The organism is Streptomyces sp. WMMC500 (genome assembly GCF_027497195.1).
Lineage (GTDB): Bacteria > Actinomycetota > Actinomycetes > Streptomycetales > Streptomycetaceae > Streptomyces.
The window spans coordinates 7,733,147-7,752,406 of record NZ_CP114905.1 but is presented as its reverse complement, the minus strand read 5'-3'; the positions used below and the strand labels follow the sequence as shown (position 1 = coordinate 7,752,406).

The 19,260-nt window shown below is 73.5% G+C and carries 15 protein-coding genes; 6 read left to right on the top strand and 9 right to left on the bottom strand.

Annotation, left to right across the window (positions count from 1 at the left end):
* Positions 1–74 precede the first annotated feature (74 nt).
* Together eat and O7599_RS33410 are read left to right on the top strand one after the other, a co-directional pair.
* Positions 75–1,598 (top strand): ethanolamine permease, encoded by a 1,524-nt coding sequence (gene eat, locus O7599_RS33415; RefSeq protein WP_281619340.1) that lies wholly within the window; start codon positions 75–77, stop codon positions 1,596–1,598.
* Positions 1,595–2,296, top strand: coding sequence for a gamma-glutamyl-gamma-aminobutyrate hydrolase family protein (locus tag O7599_RS33410; protein ID WP_281619339.1), 702 nt, complete (start codon positions 1,595–1,597; stop codon positions 2,294–2,296). Before eat ends, O7599_RS33410 begins: the two co-directional genes overlap by 4 nt.
* Positions 2,297–2,301: 5 nt before the next feature.
* Here the strand turns inward: O7599_RS33410 and O7599_RS33405 are convergent, their stop codons facing one another.
* Together O7599_RS33405 and O7599_RS33400 are read right to left on the bottom strand one after the other, a co-directional pair.
* A complete protein-coding gene (locus tag O7599_RS33405) occupies positions 2,302–3,162 on the bottom strand; it encodes an SAM-dependent methyltransferase (protein ID WP_281619338.1) in 861 nt (286 codons plus the stop codon).
* 106 nt (positions 3,163–3,268) lie between these two features.
* On the bottom strand, positions 3,269–4,210 hold the full coding sequence (locus O7599_RS33400; protein ID WP_281619337.1) for a LysR family transcriptional regulator: 942 nt from the start codon (positions 4,208–4,210) through the stop codon (positions 3,269–3,271).
* Between the two features lie 70 nt (positions 4,211–4,280).
* On the opposite strand from O7599_RS33400, the gene O7599_RS33395 reads away from it, so the two are divergent.
* Both O7599_RS33395 and O7599_RS33390 read left to right on the top strand, forming a co-directional pair.
* Entirely contained in the window at positions 4,281–5,405 is a 1,125-nt protein-coding gene (locus O7599_RS33395) for a TDT family transporter (protein ID WP_281619336.1), read from the top strand.
* A 9-nt stretch (positions 5,406–5,414) separates the two neighbouring features.
* Positions 5,415–6,140 carry a helical backbone metal receptor gene (locus O7599_RS33390; RefSeq protein WP_281619335.1) on the top strand — a complete coding sequence of 242 codons (726 nt, stop codon included), beginning with the start codon at positions 5,415–5,417 and terminating at the stop codon, positions 6,138–6,140.
* Between the two features lie 83 nt (positions 6,141–6,223).
* Here O7599_RS33390 and O7599_RS33385 read toward each other — a convergent pair whose 3' ends face one another.
* Together O7599_RS33385 and O7599_RS33380 are read right to left on the bottom strand one after the other, a co-directional pair.
* Positions 6,224–8,845 carry an ABC transporter permease/substrate binding protein gene (locus O7599_RS33385; RefSeq protein ID WP_281619334.1) on the bottom strand — a complete coding sequence of 874 codons (2,622 nt, stop codon included), beginning with the start codon at positions 8,843–8,845 and terminating at the stop codon, positions 6,224–6,226.
* Positions 8,838–9,908, bottom strand: a complete 1,071-nt coding sequence (locus tag O7599_RS33380; RefSeq protein ID WP_281619333.1) for a betaine/proline/choline family ABC transporter ATP-binding protein — start codon at positions 9,906–9,908, stop codon at positions 8,838–8,840. Before O7599_RS33380 ends, O7599_RS33385 begins: the two co-directional genes overlap by 8 nt.
* A 235-nt stretch (positions 9,909–10,143) precedes the next feature.
* Between O7599_RS33380 and O7599_RS33375 the strand changes: the two genes are divergently transcribed.
* Positions 10,144–11,055, top strand: a complete 912-nt coding sequence (locus tag O7599_RS33375) for a 5'-3' exonuclease (RefSeq protein WP_281623626.1) — start codon at positions 10,144–10,146, stop codon at positions 11,053–11,055.
* 105 nt (positions 11,056–11,160) lie between these two features.
* The gene (locus O7599_RS33370; protein WP_281619332.1) at positions 11,161–12,024 is read left to right on the top strand and encodes a siderophore-interacting protein; all 864 of its coding nucleotides are present in this window, start codon (positions 11,161–11,163) and stop codon (positions 12,022–12,024) included.
* A 45-nt stretch (positions 12,025–12,069) separates the two neighbouring features.
* Here the strand turns inward: O7599_RS33370 and O7599_RS33365 are convergent, their stop codons facing one another.
* The 5 genes from O7599_RS33365 to O7599_RS33345 form a co-directional block, all read right to left on the bottom strand.
* Complete coding sequence (locus tag O7599_RS33365; protein WP_281619331.1) at positions 12,070–12,846, bottom strand: ABC transporter permease; 777 nt, start codon at positions 12,844–12,846, stop codon at positions 12,070–12,072.
* On the bottom strand, positions 12,843–13,880 hold the full coding sequence (locus O7599_RS33360; RefSeq protein WP_281619330.1) for an ATP-binding cassette domain-containing protein: 1,038 nt from the start codon (positions 13,878–13,880) through the stop codon (positions 12,843–12,845). The genes O7599_RS33365 and O7599_RS33360 overlap by 4 nt, the downstream gene beginning before the upstream one ends.
* Positions 13,881–14,062: 182 nt before the next feature.
* Positions 14,063–14,764, bottom strand: a complete 702-nt coding sequence (locus O7599_RS33355; RefSeq protein WP_281619329.1) for a PadR family transcriptional regulator — start codon at positions 14,762–14,764, stop codon at positions 14,063–14,065.
* Between the two features lie 133 nt (positions 14,765–14,897).
* Positions 14,898–16,379, bottom strand: coding sequence for an oxidoreductase (locus O7599_RS33350; protein ID WP_281619328.1), 1,482 nt, complete (start codon positions 16,377–16,379; stop codon positions 14,898–14,900).
* A gap of 37 nt (positions 16,380–16,416) precedes the next feature.
* Positions 16,417–19,254: a DEAD/DEAH box helicase gene (locus O7599_RS33345; protein ID WP_281619327.1), complete on the bottom strand. Its 2,838-nt coding sequence runs from the start codon at positions 19,252–19,254 to the stop codon at positions 16,417–16,419.
* Between the last annotated feature and the right edge of the window lie 6 nt (positions 19,255–19,260).

The window sequence follows — 19,260 nt, the reverse complement described above, 5'->3', positions numbered from 1 at the left end:
CGCCCCGGCGCCGCAAAGGTATGGGACCACACCATTGCTGGGTTCCCAGCGTCCGTTGAGGCAGGAGCGGCACCATGAGCGAAGGCACCGAGTCCCGCACCGCACCGCCCGGCCCCCGCGCCGCTCCCGACGGCGGCCCCCCGGCCGCCCCGCATCCCGGCGCGCACGCCGCCGCGGACGACGACTATCTGCGCCGCCGCGCGCTGCGCGCCGGGAGCGCCGGGCCGCTGCTGCTGACAGGCCTCGGCGTGGCGTACGTCGTCTCCGGCGACTTCTCCGGCTGGAACTTCGGCCTCGCGGAGGGCGGTTTCGGCGGCCTGGCCATCGCCGCGCTGCTCATGGGCGTGATGTACACCTGCCTGGTCTTCGCCCTCGCCGAGCTGGCCGCCGTCCTGCCCACGGCCGGCGGCGGCTACGGCTTCGCCCGCAAGGCGCTGGGCCCCTGGGGCGGGTTCATGACCGGCACGGCGATCCTCATCGAGTACGTCCTCGCGCCGGCCGCGATCGTCATCTTCATCGGCGACTACGTCGAGTCGCTGGAACTCTTCGGGCTCACCTCCGGCTGGCCCGTCTACCTCGCCTGCTTCGTCCTCTTCCTCGGCATCCACCTGTGGGGCGTCGGCGAGGCGCTGCGCTTCAGCCTCGTCGTGACCGCCGTCGCCGTCGCGGCGCTGCTCATCTTCGCCGTCGGCGCCCTCACCGAGTTCAGCGCCGGCTCGCTGAACGACATCCCGGTCGACTCCGGCTCGTTCGGCGCCAACTCCTGGCTGCCGTTCGGGATCATGGGCATCTGGGCCGCGTTCCCGTTCGGGATGTGGTTCTTCCTGGGCGTCGAGGGCGTACCCCTGGCCGCGGAGGAGACCAAGGACCCGTCCCGTACGCTGCCGCGCGCGATGGCCTGGGCGATGGGCGTGCTGCTGCTGCTCGCCGTCGTCACCTTCATCGCCGCGGCCGGCGCCCGCGGTTCCGCCGCCGTGCAGGACGCGGGCAACCCGCTGGTCGAGGCCCTGCAGCCGGACGGCGAGGCGACCGCGCTCAGCCGGTTCGTCAACTACGCGGGCCTCGCCGGGCTCGTCGCGTCGTTCTTCTCCCTCATCTACGCCGGCTCCCGCCAGCTCTTCGCGCTCTCCCGGGCCGGCTACCTGCCCCGGGTCCTCTCCCTCACCTCCCGCCGCAAGGCCCCGTACCTGGGTCTGCTCGTACCCGGCGCGATCGGCTTCGCGCTCGCGGCCGGGACCGGGGACGGGGCGCGGATGCTGAACGTGGCGGTCTTCGGGGCCACCATCTCGTACGCGCTGATGGCGCTCTCGCACATCGTGCTGCGCCGCCGCGAGCCGGGGCTGGACCGCCCGTACCGCACGCCGGGCGGGGCGGGGACGTCGTCGGTGGCGTTCGTCCTCGCGCTGTCGGCGCTGGTGGCGACGTTCCTGGTGGACAAGTGGGCGGCGATGATCGCCGGCTGCGTATACGCGGTGGCGTTGATCTACTTCGCCCTCTACAGTCGGCACCGTCTGGTCGCGGCGGCGCCCGAGGAGGAGTTCGCGGCGCTGGCCGAGGCGGAGGCGGAACTGGAGCGTCCCACGGTGAGGGAGAAATGACGGACCGGCCCCTGATCGGCATCTCCACCTACCTCCTCGACGAGGCCAGGTGGGGCCACCACTGGCACCTGCCCGCCGCCCTCCTGCCCGCCGGCTACCACCGCCTCACCCAGCGTGCCGGCGGCCTCGCGGCGCTGCTCCCGCCGGACGACCCGGCCCGCGCGCCGGAAACGCTGCGCCGCCTGGACGGCCTGGTCGTCGCGGGCGGCCCGGACCTGGACCCGGCCCGCTACGGCGCCGTCGCGGAACCGTCCACGGACGCCGTCACCGCGACGTCGCGCGAGCGGGACGCCTGGGAGCTGGCCCTGATCGACGCGGCGCTGGCGGCGGAGCTGCCGCTGCTGGGGATCTGCCGCGGTTCGCAGTTGCTGAACGTCGCACGCGGCGGCACGCTGCTCCAGCACATGGAGGGCCACCGCGGGACCCCGGGCGTCTTCGGCGAGCACGAGATCAAACCGGTCCCGGGCACGCGGCTCGCCTCGCTGGTGCCGGAGGCGGTGACGGTCCCGGCGTACCACCACCAGGCGGTGGCGGAGCTGGGCGCCGGCGTGATCGCGTCGGCGCACGCGGCGGACGGGGTGGTGGAGGCGCTGGAGCTGCCGGACGCGGGGAACTTCGCGCTGGGGGTGCAGTGGCACCCGGAGATGGGCGAGGACCTGCGGGTGATGCGGGGCCTGGTGGCGGCGGCCGCCGGCTGACCGGCTCAGTCCCCGGGCTTGCGGACGATGCCGCCGTACTCGTAGACGGGCTTGGCGTGCTTCGTCGTGCCGAGGTAGGGCTGCAGGACCGGGTCGACGGGTGCCAGCGGGGGCTGGAACGGGTCGGGCCGCCAGTCGACGAGATCGACGAGCCCGGGCTCGACCGGCTCCAGCCCCGTGACCAGCGCGTCGACCTCGGTGGGCGTCCGCGTCTGCCACGGGATCCCCTTGGCACGGACGCTCTCGGTCATCGCGGCGCTGGTGGCGGGGTCGTCGGCCACCACCTGCGACAGACAGACGCAACTGCCGGGCCGGGCGCGGTCGAGCACCGCGCCCAGGACGCCGACGGGGTCGTCGGCGTCGGGGACGTGGTGCATGACCGACAGGTAGAGCACGGCGAGCGGTTCGTCGAAGTCGATGAGCCGGGTGACGAGCGGGTCGTCGAGGATGGTGGCGGGGTCGCGCAGGTCGCCGTCGACGACGATGGTGGAGGCGTCCTCGGCGAGCAGGGCGCGGCCGTGGGCGAGGACGATGGGGTCGTTGTCGGCGTACACGACGCGGGCGTCGGGGGCGAAGCGCTGGGCGACCTGGTGGACGTTGTCGTCCGTGGGCAGCCCGCAGCCCATGTCGAGGAACTGCCGGATGCCGGCCTCCTGCACGAGCCAGCGCACGGCACGGAAGAGGAACAGCCGGTTCTCCCGGGTGATGTCGAGCCCGGCGGGGAACTCCTGGAGCTGCTTGAGGGCGAACTCCCGGTCCACGGCGTAGTTGTCCTTGCCGCCGAGAAGCCAGCCGTAGACGCGGGCGGAGGTCGGCTGCTCGACGGAGACGCCGGGTATGAAGGACTGGTCGTCTGCTGCTGACACCGCGCGCTCCCCGCGTCCACTCGACGCCTCGAAGATCAAGACAGGCTGGAACGAGGGTAACGCAGGGGCGGGGGTGACGCAGGGGTACGGGACGGGGGCCGCTCCCCTACGACCCGGCCCCCCTTCTCGTCAGCGACAGGAGGTCGCGGGCCGGGCCCGTCGGGCGCTGTCCCCGTGGCCATACCGCCCGCAGCGCCCGGGTCAGGTCCATGCCCGTCACGTCCACCGCCACCAGCCGCCGCGCCGCCACCTCGTCCGCCACCGCCAGTTCCGACAGCACCGCCGGGCCCGCGCCCGTCACCGCCGCCGACTTCACCGCCGTCGTCGATCCCAGCTCCAGCAGCGGCACGCCCAGCCCGCCGTGCGGGGCCAGCGCCTCGTCCAGCACCTGGCGCGTACCCGACCCCTGTTCCCGCAGCACCAGCGCCGCCCCCGCCAGCTCCGCCGGCGGCAGGCCGCGCCGCCGCGCCCACGGATGCGACGGCGCCACCACGACCAGGAGCCGGTCGTGGCCGATCACCGCGCCGTCCATCCCCTCCGGCGCTCCCGTGCCCTCCACGAACCCCAGGTCCGCCGCCCCGGACCGGACCTGCGACGCCACCGCCGCCGAGTTCCCCGCCTGCAGCGACACCGCCGTCTCCGGCCGCGCCGCGCGCAGCGCGACCAGCCACCCCGGCAGCAGGTACTCCGCGACGGTGAGGCTCGCCGCCACCCGCAGCCGCGAGTCGCGCCGCGCGCGCAGCGCCGCCGCACCCGCGTCGAACGCCTCCGCCGCCTCCACCACCCGCCGGGCCCACTCCGTCACCACGCCGCCCGCCTCGGTGAGCCGCGAGCCGGCCGGCGAGCGGTGCACGAGCGCGACGCCGAGCTGCCGCTCCATGGACCGGATGCGGGCGCTGGCGGCGGGCTGGCTCACGCCGACGGCCTTCGCCGCCCGCCCGAGGCTGCCCAGCCGGGCGACCGCGAGCAGCAGTTCCAGCGCCGCCAGGTCCGGCACCCGGCGGGCCGGCGACGACCCGGGGACGCCCCCGGCCTCGTACTCGCTCATAACCCCAGCTTATGAGCTGAGAGGGGAGCGGTCCCTACCGGGCGCCCACGGCCGCGGCCAGGCTGGCGCCATGGCCGCCACCGCGCTCGTACGCCCGCACCCCACGATCCGCGTCCGGCAACGGCTGTCCGCCCGCGATCTCGGCCCCAACTGGTACTCCTCCGCGATGGGCACCGCCATCGTCGCGACCGCCGGCGCCGCCGCGGGGCTCCCGGCCGCCGCCCTCGTGCCCGTCTGGGCGCTGTCCGCCGTCCTCCTCGCCGTGCTGCTGGCCGCCCGCGCCGTGCACTGGGCCCGGCACGCCGACCGCGCCCGGGAGCACCTCGCCGACCCGGCGGTCGCGCCGTTCTACGGGTGCCTGTCGATGGCCCTGCTCGCGGTCGGTGCCGCGACGACGGCCGTGGGCGGGCGCGTCACGGGCGCGGACGCGGCGTTCGCCGTGCACGCCGCGCTGTGGGTGGCGGGCACCGCCGTGGGGCTGGTGGCGGCCGTGGCGGTGCCGTGTCTGATGGTCGTACGCCACCGGGTGCGGCCGGGCGACGCCTCGCCGGTGTGGCTGCTGCCGGTGGTGGCGCCGATGGTGTCGGCCGCGACGGGCCCCGCGCTGGCGCCGCGGCTGCCGGCGGGGCAGTGGCGGGAGTCGCTGGTGCTGGGCTGCTTCGCGATGTTCGGGATGAGCCTGCTGGCGACGCTGCTGATGCTGCCGCCGGTCTTCTCCCGGCTCGTGGAGCGGGGGCCGCTGCCGCCGGCGCTGACGCCGACGCTGTTCCTGGTGCTGGGGCCGCTCGGGCAGTCGACGACGGCGGCGGGCGCCCTGGCGGACGGCTCGGCTGCAGTGCCGGGGGCGTTCGCGACGCTGTACGGGGTGCCGGTGCTGGGCTTCGCGCTGCTGTGGCTGGCGGTGGCGGGGGCGCTGGTCGTACGGGCCGCGCGCCGCGGCATGCCGTTCGCGCTGACGTGGTGGGCGTTCACCTTCCCGGTCGGCACGTGCGTGACGGGCGCGGCAAGCCTGGCCCAGCACACCGGACTCGCGGCGTTCCGCGGGCTGGCGGCGCTGCTGTACGGGCTGCTGGTGGCGGCCTGGCTGACGGCCGCGGTGCGTACGGCGACGGCGGTGGCCCGCGGCGACCTCCTCGCCGTGCCCGCCGCCGACAGCCCTGCCGCCGGCGACACCACCGGCGACCGGTCGCCGTAGCCTGGGGGCATGGCAGGCAGGCGCGTGGTTTCCCTGGTTCCGTCGCTGACCGAGGCGATCGCCGTCACGGCGCCCGGCGCGCTCGTCGGCGCCACCGACTGGTGCAGCCACCCGGCCGGTCTCGACGTCGCACGGGTGCGGGGGACGAAGAACCCGGACGTCGAGCGGATCGTCGCGCTCGCCCCCGACCTGGTCGTCGCCAACGAGGAGGAGAACCGCGCACCCGACCTCGCCGCGCTCCGGGCGGCCGGTCTGGAGGTGCTCGTCACCGAAGTCCGCACGCTGGAGCAGGGGTTCGCCGAGCTGGCGCGGGTGCTGGCGGCCTGCGGGGCCGAGGCGCGGCCGGGGTGGCTGGCGGCCGCGGAGGCGGCGTGGCGGGACGTGCGGCCGCCGGCGGGACGGGCGCGGCGCGCGGTGGTGCCGGTGTGGCGGCGGCCGTGGATGGTACTGGGCCGGGAGACGTTCGCCGGGGACCTGCTGGCGCGGCTGGGGGTGGAGAACGTCTACGCGGGGCACGCGGAGCGGTACCCGCGGGTGCCGCTCGCCGAGCTGCGCGGCGGCGGGGCGGAGCTGGTGGTGCTGCCGGACGAGCCCTACGCGTTCGCGGCGGACGACGGCCCCGAGGCGTTCGGGGGGATGGCGGCGGCGCTGGTGAGCGGGCGCCATCTGACGTGGTACGGGCCGTCGCTGGCCGAGGCGCCGGAGGTGCTGGCCGCCGCGCTGCGCGGGACGTAGGGACAGGGACAGGGAACCCGGACGGCGGGCGCCCCGCCGCCCCCCGGAGGGGGACGACGGGGCGCCCGGCGCGGGACCGCCGGTCAGGAGACCGGCGCGATCCTGTCGATGACCTCCGGGTTGTCCTCCATCCACGTGCGGGCGGACTCCTTCTCGTTGCCCTCCCCGCCGTTCTGGATCTCGACCTCCAGCGAGGACAGTTCCTCCTCCGAGAGCGTGAAGTCCTTCAGCCACTTGTGGAACTCCGGGAAGTCCTCGGCGAAGTCCTTCTTGGCCACGGTGTGGATGTCGTCGCCCTCGCCCCAGGCCCCCTTCGGGTCCTCCAGCTTGGTCAGATCCCACTTGCCGTAGGCCCAGTGCGGCGACCAGAGCGTGACGACGACGGGCTCCTTCTTGTCGTACGCACGCTCCAGCTCGGCGAGCATCGAGGAGGTGGACGAGGAGACGACCTCCCAGTCCTCCAGGCCGTACTCGTTCACGACCTTGTCCTTGAGGATCCCCATCATCCCGGCGCTGGCCTCGATGCCGATGATCTTCCCCTCGAAATCGCCCTTGTGATCCTTCAGATCCTCCAGCGACTTGACGTCCTTCATGTACGACGGGACGGACAGCTCCAGCGTCGTCGGCCCGTACCAGGAGCCGACGTCGGTGAGGTCGTCACCGAATCTCTCCCAGTACTGCTCGTGCGTCACCGGTAGCCAGGCGTCGAACTGCACGTCCATCTGGCCCTCGGCGAGCGCCGTGTAGAGCGGGCCGGGGTCGAGCTGCTTGACGTTGGTCTTGTAGCCGCGGTCCTCCAGCACGTTCTGCCACAGGTACGTGGACGCGATGGCCTCGTCCCACGGGAAGTAGCCGAGGTTCACGGTCTTGCCCGCGTCCTTGCCCTCCGTGGCGCCACCGCCGCCGGGCAGCGGGGCGATCTTGTCGACGTAGCCCTCGTTCTGCTCCAGCCAGTCGCGCACGGCCTCCTGCTCGTTGCCCTCGCCGGCGTCGACGATCATCTCCTCCAGGCTGGTGAGCTCCTTCTCCTTCATGGTGAAGTCGCGCAGCCACTCGGCGACGACGGGCTCGTCCTTCGCGAAGCCCTTGCGCGCGGTGGTGTGCACGTCGTCACCGGAGCCCCAGGCGCCCTTCGGGTCCTCCAGCTTGGTCATGTCGTACTTGGAGTACGCCCAGTGCGGCGACCACAGCGTGACGACGACCGGCTCCTCGGCCTGGTACGCGCGCTCCAGCTCGGCGAGCATCGAGGAGGTGGACGAGGAGACGACCTCCCAGTCCTCCAGGCCGTACTCGTTCACGACCTTGTCCTTGAGGATCCCCATCATCCCGGCGCTGGCCTCGATGCCGATGATCTTCCCCTCGAAATCGCCCTTGTGATCCTTCAGATCCTCCAGCGACTTGACGTCCTTCATGTACGACGGGACGGACAGCTCCAGCGTCGTCGGCCCGTACCAGGAGCCCATGTCCTCCATCTTGCCGCCGAACTGCTTCCAGTACTGCTCGTGCGTGACGGGCAGCCAGGCGTCGGTCTGGAAGTCGACCTGGCCCTCGGAGACGGCGGTGAAGAGCGGGCCCGGGTCGAGCTGCTTGGCCTCGGCCTCGAAGCCACGCTGCTCCAGCACCTCCTTCCACAGGAAGGTGGAGGCGATGCCCTCGTCCCAGGGGATGTAGCCGATGTCGATCTGCCGGCCCTGGCCGACGTCCGTGGAGGCGGCGGCCTGCGGGGTGCCCTCGTCGTCGGACTCGGCCAGGTTCAGCCCGCCGGCGAGCAGCGCCAGCACGACGATGCCGACGGTGGCGATCGCGGTGGTGGGCTTGTAGTGCAGGAACTTCCACCGGTCGACCGCGGCGGCGGTCTTGGCGAGCGCGCGCCGGCCGAGCGGCGAGACGCGCTGGTTGAGCGCGCCGGTCATCCGGTCCAGGTACATGGCGAGGATGACGACCGCGAGGCCGCTCTCGAAGCCGGTGCCGATGGCGACGCGGGTGACGGCGTTGTAGACGACCTCGCCGAGGCCGCCGCCGCCGACCATGCCGGCGATGACGACCATGGACAGCGCGAGCATGATGACCTGGTTGACGCCGGCCATGATCGTCGGCAGCGCCAGCGGCAGTTGCACGCGGCGCAGGGTGTCGGCGGGCTTGGTGCCGAACGCCTCGGCGGCCTCGACCAGTTCCGCGTCGACCTGCCGGATGCCCAGCTCGGTCATGCGCACGCCCGGCGGCATGGCGAACACGATGGTCGCGATGATGCCCGGGGTGATGCCGATGGAGAAGAAGATGACGCCCGGGATCAGATAGACGAAGGCGGGCATCGTCTGCATGAAGTCGAGCATCGGCCTCACGGCGGTGCTGACGACCTTGCTGCGGGCCGCCCAGATGCCCAGCGGCACGGCGACCACCACGGTGATCGCGGTGGCGACCAGCACCATCGACAGGGTTTCCATGGCCTCCGGCCACAGTTGCACCGAGTCGATGATCGCGAAGCCGGCGAACGTGAGCACCGCGGGCAGCGGGCCGCGCAGCCAGAAGGCGATCACGGCGAAGATGCCGGCCAGGACGAGCGGATCCGGCGCGTCGAGGACGGCGTTGACGCCGTCGTACATGCCGGTGAGGACCGTGTCGATGAAGTCGAAGAGCCAGCCGAGGTGGTCCTTGAGCCAGTCGACGGCGGACTCGACCCGGGACCCGAAGTCGATCTCAGGCACCGGCGATCACCTTTTCGCCCTCGTCGTCGCCGGCCTGGTCGCCGAGGATGGACAGCAGCCGGCCGCGCTCCACGAGGCCGACGAGGTCGCCTTCGGCGTCGGTGACGCCCACGGCGTCGTCGCCGGTCGCGAAGGGACCGAACAGCTCGGCCACCGGGGTGTCCTCGGTGACGCTGACGGGCGCGGTCTCGCGCAGCTCCTTCGGGGAGAGGCCGTCCTGCGGCTCCTCCATGATGGAGCCGGCGGTGAGCACCCGGGTGCGGTCGACGTCCTCGACGAAGCGGCGCACGTAGTCGTCCGCGGGCCGCACGAGGATGTCCTCGGGGCTGCCTATCTGGACGATGCGGCCGTCGCGCATGACGGCGATGCGGTCGCCCAGGCGCATGGCCTCGTTCAGGTCGTGGGTGATGAAGACGATCGTCTTCCTGAGCTTGGACTGCAGCTCGATGAGCTGGTCCTGCATGTCGCGCCGGATCAGCGGGTCGAGGGCGCTGAAGGACTCGTCCATGAGCAGCAGGTCGGCGTCGGTGGCCAGGGCGCGGGCCAGGCCCACGCGCTGCTTCATGCCCCCGGACAGCTCGTCCGGCCAGTGGTGCTCCCAGCCCTTCAAGCCGGTCAGCTCCAGGGCCTCGGCGGCGCGCTTCTCGCGCTCCTCCCGGGGTACGCCCTGGACCTCAAGACCGTACGCGGCGTTCTCCAGGACGCTGCGGTGCGGGAAGAGCGCGAAGTGCTGGAAGACCATGCTGATCTTCGTGGAGCGCACCTCGCGCAGCTCGCGGTGGGTCAGCGACGTCAGGTCCTGGCCGTCGAAGAGCACCCGGCCGGACGTGGCGTCGAGCAGCCCGTTCAGCATGCGCAGCAGCGTGGACTTGCCGGACCCGGAGAGGCCCATGACCACGAATATCTCGCCCGACTCGACGGTGAAGGAGGCGTCCACCACCGCCGCGGTCGTGCCCTTCTTGCGAAGTTTCTCGCGGTCCTCGCCGGCCTCTAGCCGGGCGACCGCGTCATCTGGCCGTTTGCCGAACACCTTGTACAGGTGCTCCGCCTGGAGCCTGCTCACATACACCTCACGCTTCGAACGGAAAAATCGACCTGCCTCCCCCGTCGGCAGGTCGTGGAGTGACGCGGGTTCTGCCCTGATGCTTACCGAATTGTCCTTGTATAGACCATCGGTTCACTCCACTTCCGCCGCTGCCCAGGATCACGATGTCCAAACCGGGGCGTGATCCAGTTCACATCCCGATCGCGTTTGGTCGCGGGGCATGCGGCATCATCAGGGGATGACCCGACGCCTGATGCTGCTCGACACGGCAAGCCTCTACTTCCGCGCGTACTTCGGCGTACCGGAATCGGTCACGGCCCCCGACGGCACTCCCGTGAACGCCGTGCGGGGCCTGCTCGACTTCATCTCCCGGCTCGTCGCAGACCACCGCCCCGACGACCTCGTGGCCTGCATGGACGCCGACTGGCGCCCGCAGTGGCGGGTGGACCTCATCCCCTCGTACAAGGCGCACCGCGTCGCCGAGGAGCACCCGGGCGAGGGGGAGGCGGACGAGGAGGTGGTGCCGGACACGCTGTCGCCGCAGGTGCCGGTCATCGAGGAGGTGCTCGACGCCCTCGGCATCGCGCGGGTGGGCGTGGCCCCGTACGAGGCGGACGACGTGATCGGCACCCTGACCGCGCACGCGACCGGCCCGGTGGACATCATCACCGGCGACCGCGACCTGTTCCAGCTCATCGACGACGCCCGCGGGGTACGGGTGGTCTACCCCGTCAAGGGCGTCGGCAACGCCACCGTCATGGACGGCGCGGCGCTGCGCGAGAAGTACGGCGTCGACGGCCCCGGCTACGCGGACCTCGCCCTGCTGCGCGGCGACCCCAGCGACGGGCTGCCGGGCGTGCCCGGCATCGGCGAGAAGACCGCGGCCAAGCTCCTCGACGCCTACGGCGACCTCGCCGGCATCATGGCCGCCGTCGACGACCCCGCCTCGCGGCTCACCCCGGCGCAGCGGCGCCGGCTCGCCGAGGCGCGGCCGTACGTCGAGGTGGCGCCGACCGTGGTGCGGGTCGCGGCCGACGTGCCGCTGCCGGCGTACGACCCGGAGCTGCCGCGGGCGCCGCGGGACCCGGAGCGGCTGGCGGCGCTCGCGAAGCGCTGGGGGCTCGGGGGCTCGCTGGAGCGGCTGCTGACGACGCTGCGGGGCTGACGGCGGGGCCGCGGCGCGGGCCGCGCCCGGGGGCTCCCGGCCGCGGACCGGCGGCCGGGGTGTTAGGTTAGGTAACCCTAACTTCCTCTCGTCCCGGAGGTTCACGTGGCAGACCGCCCCGCCGGCCGGAAGCGCCAGGTCCACACCGCCCGCGTGGTACGCACCGAGCAACTCACCCCGCACATGGTGCGCGTGGTCCTCGGCGACGAGGAGTTGTCCGGCTTCACGGCGGGCGAGTGGACCGACCACTACGTCAAGCTCCTCTTCCCCGCGCCCGGCGCGGAGTACCCCGAGCCGTACGACCTGGACGCCATCCGCCGCGACCTGCCGCGCGACCAGTGGCCGCTGATGCGCACGTACACCGTGCGCTCCTGGGACGCCAAGGCACGGGAGCTGGCGCTCGACTTCGTCGTGCACGGCGAGGCGGGCGTGGCCGGCCCCTGGGCGCTCGGCGCCCGCCCGGGCGAGGTGGTGCGCTTCCTCGGCCCCGGCGGCGCGTACGCCCCGAGCCCGGCCGCCGACTGGCATCTGCTGGCGGGCGACGAGAGCGCGCTGCCGGCCATCGCCGCCTCGCTGGAGCGCGTGCCGGACGGCGCCGTCGCGCACGTGCTGGTCGAGGTCGCCGACGCGGCCGAGCGCCAGCCGCTGGCGGCCCCCGAGGGCGCCGTGGTCACCTGGCTGTACCGCGACGGCCGGCCGGTGGGCCGGCCCCTCGTCGAGGCCGTCGGGGCGCTGGACTTCCCGCCCGGCCGGGCGCACGCCTTCGTGCACGGCGAGGCCGGGATGGTCAAGGAGCTGCGCCGGCACCTGCGGCTGGACCGGCAGGTGCCGCGCGAGCAGTTGTCGATCTCCGGTTACTGGCGGCTCGGCCACGACGAGGACGGCTGGCAGTCCTCGAAGAAGCGGTGGAACGAGGCCGTCGAGCGCGAGCAGGAGGGCGCGGACCCGGCCGCCGGCGCCACCCCCTGAGCCCCGCGCGCGGGGCGGTGTGAGCCGTCCCGCGCGCGGGGCGGCTCACACCGACTTCTGGTACGTGCGGAACGTCCGGGTCGACAGCCACACCGCCGCCACCGCCACCGCGAGCAGCGCGCCGCCCCGCCCCAGCACCGCGCCCCAGTCGGGGTCCGCCGACAGCGCGCCCCGGCCGGCCACCACCGCCCAGTCGACGGGGTTGACCTCGGCGATGCGCCGCATCCAGGACGGCATCAGGGCCGGCGCCATGAACGACGAGGACAGGAACGTCAACGGCAGCAGCAGGAACGTGTTGATGCCGATGATCGACTCGCGCTGCCGCACCACCATGCCGATCGCGTTGGACATCGCCCCGAAGACGGTGCCCAGCAGGATCGCCGCCGCCACGAGCACCAGCAGCCCGACGATCCCGCCCGGGTAGTCCGCCCCGGCGAGGAGCCCGAGCAGGACGATCACGACCGACTGCACGAGCACGCTGAGGCCGTTGTTGACCACGTTGGCGTTCATCAGCGCCCCGCGGCTGACCGGGGTGGTCAGGAACCGGTTGAGGGTGCCGCGCTCGATCTCCTCCAGGGTGCCCATGCCGGCCCACATGCTGGAGCTGAGCGCGGTCATCACCACCACGCCGGGGATCAGGTAGTCCAGGTACGAGCCGGCCCCGAAGCCCGGCAGCTCGGTGATCTCCCGGAACAGGTTGCCGAACAGGAACAGCCAGATCACCGGCTGGACGAGAGTGATCAGCAGGTACGCCGGCTGCCGCAGGATCGCGGTGAGCTGACGCTGCGTCATGTACCAGGTCTGGGCGGCGACGGCGCTCATCGCGCACCTCCCGCCGCGACCGGAGCGGTTGCGTCCCCGCCGCCGTCTCCCCCGCCCGCGCCGTCCGCGTCGGCGAACCGGCGTCCCGCGTAACGCAGGTAGACGTCGTCCAGCGACGGCCGGGCGGCGGTGATCGCGGCCACCTCCGCGCCCTGGCGTTCCAGCGCGGACAGCACCCGCGGCACCGCCGCGGCGCCGTCCGCCGCCCGGGCGCTCAGCCGGCGCCCGTCGAGCACGACCTCGCGCACACCCGCGAACTCGGTGAGCGCGGCCCGGAGCAGCCCGGCGTCCACCTCCCCCGGCGTGCGGGCGAGTTCGACGTGCACGGCGTCGCCGCGCAGCTCGCCCTTCAGCTCGTCGGGCGTGCCCTCGGCGACCACGCGCCCGCGGTCGACGATCGCGATCCGCTCCGCGAGCCTGTCGGCCTCCTCCAGGTAGTGCGTGGTCAGCACGATGGTCAGCCCCTCGCCGCCGGCGAGCCGGGCGATCTCCTCCCACATGGCCGTCCGGGCTTCGGGGTCGAGACCCGTCGTCGGCTCGTCCAGGAAGAGCACCGCGGGCCGGTGCACCAGCCCCAGCGCCACGTCGAGGCGCCGCTGCATGCCGCCGGAGTAGCCCCGTACCAGGCGGTCCGAGGCGTCGGCCAGTGCGAAGCGCGCCAGCAACTCGGCGGCGCGGCGGGCGAGCGGCGCGCCGCGCAGCCCGTACAGGCGGCCCTGCAGCAGCAGGTTCTCGCGTCCGGTGGCCATCGGGTCGGCGCCGGACTTCTGCGCCACGACGCCGATCGCGCGCCGCACCCGGCCGGGGCGGCGCAGCACGTCGTGGCCGGCGACGGTGGCGGCGCCGGCGTCGGGCCGGGCCAGGGTGGTGAGGATCTTGACGGTGGTGGACTTGCCGGCGCCGTTCGGGCCGAGCAGCCCGAAGACCGTGCCGGACCGTACGGCCAGGGACATGCCGTCCAGGGCCGTGACGCCGTGGGGATAGCTCTTGGTCAGCTCGCGCGCCTCGACGGCGAGCGTCCCGTTTCCGGGCATGGCGAACTCCGCTCTCGCATGGTGTGCGTGGGTCTGCCGGACGACGGCGAAAGCGGAGCCTGGCTATCCTGGGTGTGCCGCACCTCGACGCCTGGCGCCCGCGTTTCGCGCAGGTCCGGATGGACGGGGTCGGTCCCGGCGGGCTGTTGGCGCAGCCCGCCGGGACGCCTTTCCGACGGCCGCTACGGGCCCTCGTGTGCGTCGTACGTCTCCTGGGCGGCGCCGGGCGTCCCGCCCTCGCCGCCGGGCAACTCCTCCTCCAGGTTCTGCCACTCGGCCGGCACCTCGCCGGTCCGGTGCCAGGCGCGCCAGTCCTCGACGCCGCCGAGGGAGCCGTCGGTCAGCTCCGGCAGGACGCCGCGCAGCCACGCGGCCTCCGCCTCCAGCATGTGCGCCTGGTACTCCGTCTCGATCACGAAGACGCGCGGCAGCGTCTCGTACAGCTTCGCCAGCGCGCCGCGCAGACCCGCCGCCGCGACCTCCTGCCGCGCCAGCCGCGTCTGCAGCGCCTCCACCGCCTCGTCCGGCGGCAGCACGCTGATCAGCGAGAGGGCCGCCTCGAAGTGCGCGTACTCCCGGCGGGGGACGGCGACGATCTCGGTGAGCCAGTCGTGCATCTCCTCGCGACCGGCGTCGGTGATGGCGTAGACCGTGCGCTCGGGCCGGTTCCCCTGCTTCTGCACACCGGCGGCGGCGACGAAGCCGTGCTTCTCCAGGTTCTGCACCACGGTGTAGAGGGAGCCGAAATTGATCTTGATGCTGTGTTCCTTGCCGCGCTGCCGCAGCAACTGGGCGATCTCGTACGGGTGCATCGACCGCTCGGCGAGAAAGGCCAGCACGGCCAGGGCCAGCGGGTTGCTCGGCTTCCGCCGCTTCGGGGGCACGGACCCTCCCCTCTGTGCTCGCCACCGGATACTCGCAGCCGAACATATCTCGATTTTCACGAGGCCGTCAAGACGAGATGTATCGCGAATTTGCCGCCGGGGCCAGCGGTTGGCAGGCGGCCGGGCCGGCCCGCTACGTCCGTTCCAGCGTCCGCGTCATCCCGGCCACGAGCGCCGTCGTCAGCAGCCAGCCGGCGGCGACGAGGACGTACGACAGGGCCTGCGGCGCCCCGCCGGACATGTACCAGAAGTCGCGCTGACCGAGACCGCCGACGGGGATCAGCAGGTCGAGGGCGTAGACGAAGGGGTGGAAGCGCGGTCCCTCGCCCTTGTTCACGGGCCTGCTGTCCCCCGCCGCGAAGACCAGGCTGCCGAGCAGCGTGAGCGCCGCCAGCCACAGCCCGGCCAGCCACGGGCGGTAGCCGAAGCCGACCGTCCCGTCGAGCAGCAGGCTCCAGACCTGGCCGGCGGGGCGCAGGGTGCGGCGGCGGGCGCGCTGCTTGGCGAGCAGGACGCGGCGGGCGTCGTCGACGTGCCCGATCTGCCGGTACCAGGCCGCGAGCTGCTCGTACGGCTGCGGGGCGTAGCCCGCGCCGCGGCGGACCCAGTCGAGCCTGCGGGGCACCGAGTCCTGCTCGGCGGCGCGCACCGGCTGGATGGAGCCGTACGCGAAGCCGTCGAGGTGCACGGTCCGGGGCCAGCGGTCGAGGTCGTCGTGGAGGACGGTCACCTGGGCGCCGCCGAGGGACACCGGCCCCGCGGGCGGCTCCGCGGGCGTGAAGCGGAGGTCGGTGGCGTGCAGCCGGGCGCCGTCGACGCCGGTGCACCCGCCCAGCGCCGCGCCGTCGAAGCTGAGCAGGTCGGCTATCTGCGCGCCGCGCAGCTCCAGGCGGCCCGCGGCAAAGAAGCCGTCGGTGAGCTGGACGGTGGTGACCTGGGCGTGGTCGAGGCTGAGCGCCAGCCCGTCCGCCGCGCCGATCCGCGCGCCGTCCAGGAAGAGCCCGCCCGACAGCCGGGCGCCGATGAGCCGTATCCCGCCGCCGCCGGTGAAGCCGTGGGTGCAGAAGACCGCCCCGCCCACCTCCATCCCGCCGGCGAACACCGACCAGCCGTTCTCGCCGGCGAACCGGGTGCCGTGCAGGAGGAGTTCGCCGCTGATCCGGGCGTTGGTGGCCAGCAGCGCGCCGGCGACCCGGCACCGCCGCACCGCGAGCACGCCCTCGACCCTGGCCATCCGGGCGTCGACGCGCGGCAGCACGCTCCCGTCGATGCGCACGCTCGCCGTGGCCGCCGAGTTGAGGACGACCGCCTCGTCCAGGAAACAGTGCTCCAGCCGCACCTGGTGGGCGGTCTCGGCCCCCGTCAGGTCCAGTCCCCCGGTGATCCGCGCCCCGGCCAGCCGCAGCGCCGCTATGGCGCCCGGCTGCGGCGGGTGCGCGCCCAGCAGCAGCGCGGCGAGGACCGCGGCCCGTACCGTACGCTCCGCTCCCCAGTCCGCGGCGCCGGCGGGGTCGTCCCGGGCCGCGTCACCGACGCGCAGGTCCACCCGGCGGCCTTCGGGGAACGCGGCCCACAACTCCCGTTCCGGGGGCGTCAGATCGTCGTAGGAGATCACCCGGGAAGGGTAGTGCGCGGCGGAGTCCCGGTCCTGCTCAGCCCACCGAGCTGTACGCCACGACGCCGCGCAGCACCTTGTCGACCGCCTTGCGGGCGCTGCCCGCGACCGTGCTCTCGGGGTCGGCCGCGCCGGACAACTGCCCGAGCACGTCGATCAACTGCTTGCACCAGCGCACGAAGTCACCCGGCGGCATGTCCGCCTCGCGCAGCACCTCGTCCAGGCTGCGCCCCGACGCCCACTGGTACGCGGCCCAGGCGAAGCCGAGGTCCGGCTCGCGCTGGCCGACGCCCTCGGTCTGGCTGATGCGGTGGTCCTCCTCCAGGGCGTCGAGCCGGCCCCAGATGCGCACCATGTCGCCCAGGGCCCGCTTGGCGCCGCCGCCGGGGAGCTTGGGCGGCAGCGCGTCGTCGGACTGCCGGGCCTCGTAGACCAGCGCGGAGGCGCAGGCGGCCAGCTCGGCGGGGCCCAGGCCCTCCCAGACGCCCTCGCGCAGGCACTCCGAGGCCAGCAGGTCCAGCTCGCCGTAGAGCCGGGCGAGGCGGCGGCCGTCCTCGGTGACCTTCTCGCCGCCGCCCTCCTCGGCGATGTAGCCCAGCTCGGTGAGGAGGGCGTAGACCCGGTCGAAGGTGCGGGCGATGGTGTTCGTCCGGCCCTCGATACGGCGCTCCAGTTGCCGGGTGTCGCGCAGCAGCCGGTGGTAGCGCTCGGCCCAGCGGGCGTGGTCCTCGCGCTGGTCGCAGCCGTGGCACGGGTGGGCGCGGATCGCCTTGCGCAGCCGGGCGATCTCGGCGTCGTCGGCGGCGGGGGCGCGCTCCTTGCGGTGCCGCCGCGGCTCCAGGTGGCCGGCCTTGGTGCGCAGCGCGGAGGCCAGATCACGGCGGGACTGCGGGCTCCTGGGGTTGAACGACTTGGGGATGCGCATCCGCTCCAGCGGCTCCACCGGCACCGGGAAGTCCATCGCGGCCAGCCGCTTGACCTGCCGGGCGGCGGTGAGCACCAGCGGGCGGGGGCCGTCGTGGTGCTCGAAGCCGCGGTGGCCGTTGGTGCGGCCGGCGGGCGTGCCGGGGTCGAGGACGAGGGCGAGGCCGGCGAACTTGCCGGTGGGCACGTGGATCACGTCGCCCGGGCGCAGCTTCTCCAGCGAGCCAGCGGCGGCGGCCCGCCGCTGGGCGGCGCCCTGGCGGGCCAGCTCCGTCTCGCGGTCCTTCAGGTCGCGGCGCAGCCGCGCGTACTCCTCGAAGTCGCCGAGGTGGCAGGTCATCGCCTCGCGGTAGCCGGACAGGCCCTCCTCGTTCTTCTGCACCTGGCGGGAGATGCCGACGACCGACTTGTCCGCCTGGAACTGCGCGAAGGACATCTCCAGCAGCTCGCGCGTACGGTGCCGGCCGAACTGGGCGACGAGGTTGACCGCCATGTTGTACGACGGGCGGAAGGAGGAGCGCAGCGGATACGTGCGGGTGCCGGCCAGGCCCGCGACGTACTCCGGGCTCATGCCGCGCTGCCACAGCACCACGGCGTGGCCCTCGACGTCGATGCCGCGGCGCCCGGCGCGGCCCGTGAGCTGCGTGAACTCGCCGGGGGTGACGTCGGCGTGGGTCTCGCCGTTCCACTTCACCAGCTTCTCCAGCACCACGGAGCGAGCCGGCATGTTGATGCCCAGGGCCAGCGTCTCGGTCGCGAACACCGCCTTGACCAGGCCCTTGGCGAACAGCTCCTCGACGACCTCCTTGAACGTCGGCAGCATCCCGGCGTGGTGCGCGGCGACGCCCCGCTCCAGGGCCTCCAGCCAGTCGAAGTAGCCCAGCACGTGCAGGTCTTCGCGGGGGATCGCCACCGTCCGCAGCTCGGCGATCTCGCGGACCGCGGCGCGCTCCTCCTCGTCGTTGAGCCTGAGGCCCGCGTGGAGGCACTGCTGCACCGCGCCCTCGCAGCCGGCGCGGCTGAAGATGAACGTGATGGCCGGCAGCAGCGCCTCGGCGTCCAGCCGCTCGATGACCTCGACGCGGCTGGGCGTCCACACCCGGGAGCGGGAGCGGCGCTCGCGCTCGCGGTCGGCCTCGCGGCCCCGGCCGCGGCGGCGGTCGCGGGGGCCGGACGGGCGGGAGTACTCCTGCCGGGCCAGCCGGAGCAGGTCGGGGTTGACCGCCTTGGCGGGCTCCTGCCGGCCGCCGGCGGCGGTGCGCTCCTCGAACAGGTCGTACATCCGGCGGCCGGCCATCACGTGCTGCCACAGGGGCACCGGGCGGTGCTCGGAGACGATCACGGCGGTGTCGCCGCGCACGGTGTCGAGCCAGGAGCCGAACTCCTCGGCGTTGGAGACCGTCGCCGACAGCGACACCAGGGTGACGGACTCCGGCAGGTGGATGATCACCTCTTCCCAGACGGCGCCGCGGAAGCGGTCGGACAGGTAGTGCACCTCGTCCATGACCACGTAGCCGAGGCCGAGGAGGGTCTGCGAGCCCGCGTACAGCATGTTCCGCAGCACCTCGGTGGTCATGACGATCACCGGGGCCTCGGAGTTGATCGTGTTGTCGCCGGTCAGCAGGCCGACCTTCGCCGGGCCGTAGCGGCGGACGAGGTCGCCGTACTTCTGGTTCGACAGCGCCTTGATCGGCGTGGTGTAGAAGCACTTGCGGCCCTGCTCCAGCGCGAGGTGCACGGCGAACTCGCCGACGACCGTCTTGCCGGAGCCGGTGGGCGCCGCGACCAGCACGCCCCTGCCGTCCTCCAGGGCCCGGCAGGCGTCGATCTGGAAGGGGTCGAGCGCGAACTCGTACAGCCCGCGGAACGAGCCGAGTGCGGTGGCTTCCTCGGCGGCCCTGCGGCGGTGCGCCGCGTACGCCTCGGCGGGAGGGATGTGCTCGTCGGTCATCGTGGT